This window comes from Nocardioides sp., from assembly GCF_031422975.1.
Classification (GTDB): domain Bacteria; phylum Actinomycetota; class Actinomycetes; order Propionibacteriales; family Nocardioidaceae; genus Nocardioides.
The window spans coordinates 1-7,507 of the sequence record NZ_JANPEO010000290.1; the positions used below are offsets into that span (position 1 = coordinate 1).

Genomic DNA, 7,507 nt, shown 5'->3' on the forward strand with positions numbered 1-7,507 from the left:
CGCTCGTCGCCGTCTCGATGGTGGTGCTCCTGGTCTCCGCGGTCGCCGTCGGCGCCGTCCCCGCCCGCTGGGCACTCCGGCTGCCGCCGCGCGAGGAGCTGCGCGTCGAGACCGGGATCCACGAGGCCCGGCCGGCGCCGGTCGCGCGCTTCCTGGGCGAGGACCTCGCCCTGCTGAGGCGACTCGACCGGGGGTCGGTCTGGCGCTCGGTGGGCATGCGCCGCGGTCTGATCGTGCTCGCCCTCGGCCCTGCCCTCGTCACCCTCGGCGGCGGGCTGCCGTGGGACACGGTGGTGATCCTGCCCGGCCTCGGCGCGAGCGGTGCCGCGCTGCTCTACGGCGTCAACGCCTGGTGCCTCGACGGCCGCGGGATGCTGTGGCGCGAGAGCCTGCCGGTCGCTCCGGCGCGGATCTTCGACGCCCGCGCCCTCGTCACCGCCGAGTGCCTGACCGTCGTGTCCGGAGTCCCCCTGCTCGCCGGTTCGGTCCGCAACGGGCTGCCGGCACAGCAGGTCGCGACCGCACTGCTCGTCTGCTGGCTGGTCGTGGTGGTGCAGGTGCTGGCGATCTCGATGTCCTGGTCCGTACGCCGCCCGTACGCCGTCGACCTGCGCTCGCCGCGCGCCACCCCGGCCCCGCACGCCGCGATGTTCGGCTACGCCCTGCGCCTGTCGTTGGTCACGACCCTCACCGGGATGCTGTTCAAGGGGGCGGCCGGGGTCGCCGTGTGGTGGCTGCCGCTGGCCCTCGGTGTGCCGTTCCTGCTCTGGTCCGGCGTCCGCCTCCACCGTGCGCGTCGGCGGTGGCTCTCGGCACCCGCCCGGGCGGAGATCGCGCTGACCGTCGCGGCCGGCTGATCGGCGTACGAACGCGTCAGGCGCCGGAGCCCGCCGGTAACTGGCGGCGGCCGACATCACGATCGCCGCCGGACAGGTCGTCCCCCGCCAGTCGGTGAGCGTGGATCAGGCAGCGACCTGCTCGCCCTGGAGCGTGCGGTAGGCGTACGCCTGCGCGATCACCACGACCGGGACGGCGACCAGCAGGCCGACGCCGCACAGCAGCGCGCCGACGATGTAGGCGGCGATGCAGGCCAGGAAGAAGACGATCAGGGTGCCGGCATTGGCCATGGTGAAGGAGACACTGGCCTTGATCGCCTCGATCGCTGGCATGCCCTTGTCGATGATGAAGTAGAGCGTGAACGAGGTCAGGAACAGCACCGCGAGTCCGGGCAGGACGCACAGCACGATGCCGATGATGGTCGCGACCGCGAGGATCAGGGAGGCGATGAGCACCTGCACGAAATCGATCCCCGAGAACATCGTGCCCAGCGAGATCGCCCTGCCCCGGGTGAGGTCGAGCGAACCCTTGACGATGCCGGACTCGATGACCAGTTGCGCCAGGAAGCTCAGTGCGCCGAAGAACAGGGAGGCGATGATCGAGCCCCCCAGCATGCCGGGCGAGGTGCTCTCGAGCTGGCCGGTGTTGGGGTCGACCTCGAAGGCCGTGTTGCTGCCACCGGAGACGGCGTACTGGAGGATCTGGATGACGGCGACGACGGCGAACAGCACCACCGCCACGATCAGGATCGGGCCGAGGTTGGCCTTGAACTTGCTCCAGCCGTAGCCGAACGCGGCGCCCACGCTGAAGGGCGCAGTGCCTGCGGGGCCCTGGCCGTACGGCTGGCCGTACGGCTGGCCGTAATTGGGCTCGCCGGGCGGGCCCTGTGGGGGTTGCTGGCCGTAGGGGTCCTGCGGGGTCTCGTCTGGGGTGTCGCCGTAGTTGGACATGGTTGCCTCACGTGGTCGAGCGATGGCTGGACGAGCCAGAGCCTAGTGAAGCCGCGCCCGGCCGCGCCCGCAATGGACTTCGACCCGCCCGGAGCACCGGACGGGTCGAAGGATGAGGACCGAGATCAGCCCTTGGGCTGGTCGATGACGTAGGTGCCGATCACCTTGTCGGCGAACGTCTGACGCCGGGCGTCCCACAACGGCCACAGGTAGCCGAGGTAGCAGGGAAGGCTGTCGAGGATGTGGGCGAGCTGGCGGACGAAGGCCATGCCGGCGCCGATCGGCTGACCGGTCTCGGTCTTGACGAGCTTGATGCCCAGCACGCCCTTGCCGATGGTGTAGCCGGTCCTGCCCTGCCTGAGGCAGAAGTTCCAGACGAAGTAGGCCAGTGAGAGGAGGCCGCTGACCAGCGCCAGGATCAGGACGAGGCCCGCGGACGAGTTGTCCAAGGTGCTCTGCCCGGTGACCGGGTCGATCTCGGAGTTCCCGGCGGCGATGCCGATGCCGATGAAGTAGGGGATCAGCAGCGGGATCGTGATCAGGGAGTCGATGAGGTAGGCCCCCACGCGCTTGCCCCAGTGGGCGAAGGTCACGCCCTGCGGGACGCCGAACGCCGCCTGGCCGCCGGGCTGGGCGGCGTACGGGTTCTGCTGGCCGTACGGGTCCTGGCCGGGGTGCCCGGGCTGGCCCGACGGGTCGGAGGGCGGGTTGCCGTAGCTGGACATGATTTCCCCCTGGGAAGTTCGCTGGTGCGCGGATGCGCGCCCACCCTAGTGAGCGCGCGTCCGGGTCCTGCCCTCGCAGCGCCGTGGCGAAACCCGTCGGGTGCCGACGAGCCTATATACCCGGTATGCATATACGTGGTATACCTGTCTCGACGTCGGTCACGGGGGCCGACGACGGGAGGGGCTGCGATGTCGATCCGGCAGGCGATGCTCGCGCTGCTGGAGCCGGGGCCGATGTACGGCTACCAGCTCCGCGCGGAGTTCGAGCAGCGCACGGGTGCGACCTGGCCGCTCAACGTCGGGCAGGTCTACACGACCCTGTCCCGGCTCGAGCGCGACGGCCTGGTCGAGCACGTCAACGGTGCGGGGGCGCAGGACGCCGCCGATCGGGCCGCCCAGGTGATGTATCGCATCACCCCCTCCGGCAGGGGCGAGGTGTCGGCGTGGTTCACCACGCCGGTGCCTCGCACCCAGCCACCACGCGACGAGCTGGCGATCAAGCTCGCCATCGCGGTGACGCTGCCGGGCGTCAACGTCGGTGCGCTGATCCAGCAGCAGCGTACGGCGACGATGACCGCGCTCCAGGACTACACCCGTCTCAAGCGCAGCGGCCGCGCGTCGCGACCCGACCAGCCCGAGGACCTCGCGTGGTCGCTGGTCCTCGACTCGCTCGTCTTCGACGCCGAGGCCGAGATCCGCTGGCTCGATCACTGCGAGGCCCGGCTGCGTCGCGCCGCCATCGAGGGCCGGCTGCACACTCCTGCCCGCCCGGCTCGGCCCGCCATGAACACCACTGACGAAGAGGAAGTCCGACGATGACGCTCTCAGGGACCGCCGTGCTCCACCTCGACCATGTCACCCGTGTGCACGGCGAAGGCGCCACCGAGGTGCAGGCCCTGCGCGGCGTCAGCTTCACGGCGCACGCCGGCGAGCTGGTCGCCGTGATGGGCCCCTCCGGCTCCGGCAAGTCCACGCTGCTGACGATCGCCGGTGGCCTCGACGAGCCGACCAGCGGCACCGTGAGCGTCGAGGGCACCGTCCTGGGTGGGCTCGGCAACGCCGGGCGAGCCCGCATGCGGCGTACGTCGATCGGCTATGTCTTCCAGGACTTCAACCTGATCCCCGCGCTCACCGCGGCGGAGAACGTCGCCCTGCCGCGCGAGCTCGACGGCGAGCGCACCAAGGCGGCGCGACTGCTCGCGCTGGCCGCGCTGGAGGAGGTCGGCATCGTCGAGCTCGCGGAGCGCTTCCCCGACGAGATGTCCGGGGGACAGCAGCAACGGGTCGCGATCGCCAGGGCGATCGTGGGGGAGCGGCGGCTGATCCTGGCCGACGAGCCGACCGGAGCGCTCGACACCGATACCGGCGAGGAGATCCTGCGCCTCCTGCGCAGCCGTTGTGACGCGGGCGCGGCCGGCGTTCTCGTCACCCATGAGGCCAGGCACGCCGCCTGGGCCGACCGTGTCGTCTTCATCCGCGACGGCCTGATCGTCGACGAGTCCGGCGCCGACTCCGCCGAGGAACTGCTCGAGGTGACCCCGTGAGGGGGTGGCGACCTGCGCTGAGGCTCGCCTGGCGCGACGCACTCCGGGCCCGTGGGCGCAGCATCCTCGTGCTCGTGATGATCGCCCTGCCGGTGCTGGCGGTCACGGCCGCGGCCGTGGTCCAGGCGACCTCCGACGTGAACGGCGTCGACGCCATCCCGCGCACGATGGGAGCCGCTGCGGCCCGGATCCAGCCCCTCGGCGGCACGGTCCTGCAGGCGCCCGACCCCGACTCGGGCATGTACACCTCCGACGGAGGCGACCTGCCGACGCTGGCCGACCTCACCGAGACGCTGGGTGACCGCGAGGTCATCACCATCGCCGAGGGTTATGCCGAGGTCCCGCTGGGTGACCGACGGGTCGAGGTGCTGCCGACCGAGGTCGACCTGCGCGATCCGCTGGCCGACGGGCTCTTCGATCTGCACACCGGAGCGCTGCCCGCGAAGCCCGGCGAGGTGGTCATCAACGACGCCTTCGCCCGGCGCGGCGTCGCGATCGGCGACACCATCGACGTGCTCGGCCAGGACATCACCGTCGTCGGCATCGGCCGCGACGCGACCAACCGCGACCCGCTGACCGTCGCCGGCCTGCCGGGCAGCTTCGGCCCCGACTTCACCGGCGAGGGCAGCTCGCCCGACTGGCTCGTCGGCGGCGATCCGCTGCTCTGGTCCGACGTGCAGGCGCTCAACAAGCAGGGTGGACTCGTCTACTCGCGTGCCGTCATCGAGGACCCGCCGCCGGTGCTCGAGATGGCCGAGCAGCTGGGCTACGACACGGGCTACGGCGACTACGTCGCGATCGTCTCGCTGATCATCGCGATGGCGTTGCTCGAGGTCGTGCTGCTCGCCGGTCCAGCCTTCGCGGTGAGTGCCCGGCGGCAGGCGCGCACGCTCGCGCTGATGGCCGCGTGCGGTGGCACGCCGCGCCAGGCTCGCCGGGTGGTGCTCGCCTCCGGGGTCGTGCTCGGTGCGGTCGCTGCCCTCGTGGGTGCGGTCCTCGGCGTACTCCTCGGACTCGCAGTGCTGCCCTTCGTCCAGACGTTCAGCAGCGTGTGGTTCGGTCCGATCGACGTCAACTGGCTGGCCGTGGCGATCGTGGCGGCCTGCGGCGTGTTGAGCGCGTTCCTGGCTGCCGTGGTGCCGGCGTGGCTGGCCTCACGGCAGGATGTCGTCGCCGTACTCGCCGGACGTCGAGGCGACGCGCCGCCCTCGGCCCGTACCCCGATCTTCGGTGTGGTCCTGCTCGGCGTCGGCATCGCGCTGTCCGTGCTCGGCGTCAGGGGCGGCGAGTTCGCGATCGCCCTCGGCGCGATCGTCGCGGTCTTCGGGATGATCTTCATCGTGCCGCTGGTGGTCTCGGTGATCGCTCGGCTGTCCGGCCGGTTCCCGCTGGTGATGCGGTACGCCGCCCGCGACGCCGCGAGGCACCGCACCCGCACCGTCCCGGCGATCGCGGCCGTCGCCGCGACCGTCGCCGGGGTCGTGGCGCTCGGCATCGCCAACACCAGCGACGAGGCGCAGAACCGCGAGACCTACGTGCCTGCCATCGCCATGGGCGCGGCCTCGGTGAGCATCTACCCGGGCTTCGACCCGAACTCGGGCGAGATGCTGCCCGTTCCGGCTGGCGCGTGGGACCGGGTGACCACCGCCGTGCGCGAACGGCTCCCCGATGCCGAGCCCGAGGTGCTTCTCGGCCAGACGATGGAGGGAGATGGCGGCTCCTACTACCTCGACGTCCTCAACGATTCCGGCGAACCGGTCTACGGCGACTGGGGGGGCTCGCCCAGCAACGCGGTCGACTTCGTCAGCGACGGAGCCGTGCCCGGCATCCTCGACGTGGACGATGCCATGCGCGAGCGGATGGCGACCGCCCTCGAGGCGGGCCGGGCGGTGGTGCTCAGCAGCGCACGCGTGGACTCCGACTCCGTGACCGTGCAGACGGTCCGGGCCTCCCGCGACGCGCCCGAGTCCGACATGACCAGGCTCACCTGGCCGGCCGAGCACGTCCAGGTGACCGGGCGCCAGCCCGTTCAGCTCCTGCTGCCCACCGCGCTGGCCGAGGAGACCGGACAGGCCGTGACCACGGTCGGGCTCTACCTCTCTGCGCAGGACATCAGCGAGCAGGAGGAGCAGGACCTCAACGAGACGCTGGCCGGCATCGATGAGAACGCGTCGATCTACGTCGAGCGCGGCTACCAGGCTCCCGACGCGATCTTCATCCTGCTGCTGGTCCTCTTCACCCTCGGCGGCGTGCTGATGCTCGGCGGCACCTTGACGGCGACCTTCCTCGCACTCTCCGATGCGCGTCCGGACCTCGCGACCCTGTCCGCGGTGGGGGCGGCGCCGCGATCGAGGCGCGGGGTCGCTGCGTCGTACGCCCTCGTCGTCGGCTCCGTCGGGGCCGTGCTCGGTGCGCTCGTCGGGTTCATCCCGGGTGTGGCGATCACGTTCCCGCTGACCTCGACGTCGGAGAACTTCTGCTCGTCCTCCGGCAACGGGCCGATGACGTGTGGGGCGACGGGGCCCTTCCTCGACATCCCGTGGCTGCTGATCGTCGGGCTCGTGATCGCCCTCCCGCTCCTCACGGCGCTGATCGTCGGGCTGACCGCGCGGTCGCGGCTGCCCTTGGCGGCACGGCTGACCTGAGACGTCTACCAATAAACAATCAGGCTTGACTGTTTGTGTGGAAGACGCCATGATCGTCGCGTGACCTCGAGCCGGATCCCGCAGGAGGAACGCAGCCGCGCGATGCGGCTGCGACTGCTCGAGGCGACGGTCGAGTGCCTGGTCGAGCGCGGCTATTCCGGTACGTCGACCACGCTGGTCAGCGAGCGCGCCGGCGTCTCCCGGGGCGCCCAGCTGCACCACTTCCCGACCAAGAACGATCTCGTCGTCGCGGCCGTCGAGCACCTCACCGAGCTGCGTGGCGCCGAGCTGGCCGCCGCCGTGGACGTGCTGCCCACGGGCGGTCGGCGGACCCGCGCCGTACTCACCATGCTCGGCGACCACTTCGCCTCGCCGGTCTTCACCGCAGCGCTCGAGCTGTGGGTCGCGGCGCGTACCGATGCGGTCCTGCTCTCCGCGGTCGGGCCGCTCGAGCTGCGGGTCGGGCGCGAGGTGCACCGGCTGACCGTCGAGGCCATCGGCGCCGACGAGTCCAAGTCCGGCGTGCGCGAGCTCGTGCAGGCCACCCTCGACCTGGTCCGCGGGCTGGGGCTCGCCAACACCATCTCCGACGACGCCCGCCGGCGCCGGCGCATCCTCGACCACTGGGCCGACGTACTCGACCGGGAGCTGGCATGAGTGGCTCTCATTCCACTCGCGTTACCGAACAGTCGGGTTGCCTTCAGCGCGCTCAGACCGACGGACTGTTCGGTAACACCACCCTCCTCAGGAAAGGCACACCGTGACTGACGTGCTCACCACCGTCCTCGACGACCTGTCCGCCGAGG

General features: G+C 71.1%; 7 protein-coding genes. 5 read left to right on the forward strand and 2 right to left on the reverse strand.

Annotated elements, in window-relative coordinates:
• On the forward strand, nt 1–857 hold an 857-nt coding region (locus tag RMO85_RS08700; RefSeq protein WP_310528330.1), incomplete at its 5' end, for a hypothetical protein.
• Between the two features lie 105 nt (nt 858–962).
• On the opposite strand, the gene RMO85_RS08705 is transcribed toward RMO85_RS08700, so the two are convergent.
• Together RMO85_RS08705 and RMO85_RS08710 are read right to left on the reverse strand one after the other, a co-directional pair.
• Nucleotides 963–1,787 carry a hypothetical protein gene (locus RMO85_RS08705; RefSeq protein WP_310528331.1) on the reverse strand — a complete coding sequence of 275 codons (825 nt, stop codon included), beginning with the start codon at nt 1,785–1,787 and terminating at the stop codon, nt 963–965.
• Nucleotides 1,788–1,912: 125 nt separating this feature from the next.
• Nucleotides 1,913–2,512, reverse strand: a complete 600-nt coding sequence (locus RMO85_RS08710; protein WP_310528332.1) for an RDD family protein — start codon at nt 2,510–2,512, stop codon at nt 1,913–1,915.
• Between the two features lie 189 nt (nt 2,513–2,701).
• Here RMO85_RS08710 and RMO85_RS08715 point away from each other — a divergent pair, with 189 nt between their 5' ends.
• The 4 genes from RMO85_RS08715 to RMO85_RS08730 are packed head-to-tail and all read left to right on the forward strand — an operon-like array spanning nt 2,702 to nt 7,358.
• Nucleotides 2,702–3,331 carry a PadR family transcriptional regulator gene (locus RMO85_RS08715; RefSeq protein ID WP_310528333.1) on the forward strand — a complete coding sequence of 210 codons (630 nt, stop codon included), beginning with the start codon at nt 2,702–2,704 and terminating at the stop codon, nt 3,329–3,331.
• Nucleotides 3,328–4,056, forward strand: a complete 729-nt coding sequence (locus tag RMO85_RS08720; RefSeq protein ID WP_310528334.1) for an ABC transporter ATP-binding protein — start codon at nt 3,328–3,330, stop codon at nt 4,054–4,056. The genes RMO85_RS08715 and RMO85_RS08720 overlap by 4 nt, the downstream gene beginning before the upstream one ends.
• Complete coding sequence (locus RMO85_RS08725) at nt 4,053–6,701, forward strand: FtsX-like permease family protein (protein ID WP_310528335.1); 2,649 nt, start codon at nt 4,053–4,055, stop codon at nt 6,699–6,701. Before RMO85_RS08720 ends, RMO85_RS08725 begins: the two co-directional genes overlap by 4 nt.
• Before the next feature lie 60 nt (nt 6,702–6,761).
• Nucleotides 6,762–7,358, forward strand: coding sequence for a TetR/AcrR family transcriptional regulator (locus tag RMO85_RS08730; RefSeq protein ID WP_310528336.1), 597 nt, complete (start codon nt 6,762–6,764; stop codon nt 7,356–7,358).
• The last annotated feature ends 149 nt before the right edge of the window (nt 7,359–7,507 follow it).

Coding starts and splice junctions, on each gene's coding strand:
- RMO85_RS08720 (WP_310528334.1), top strand. CDS start 3,328: ATGACGCTCTCAGGGACCGCCGTGCTCCACCTCGACCATGTCACCCGT.
- RMO85_RS08715 (WP_310528333.1), top strand. CDS start 2,702: ATGTCGATCCGGCAGGCGATGCTCGCGCTGCTGGAGCCGGGGCCGATG.
- RMO85_RS08705 (WP_310528331.1), bottom strand. CDS start 1,787: ATGTCCAACTACGGCGACACCCCAGACGAGACCCCGCAGGACCCCTAC.
- RMO85_RS08710 (WP_310528332.1), bottom strand. CDS start 2,512: ATGTCCAGCTACGGCAACCCGCCCTCCGACCCGTCGGGCCAGCCCGGG.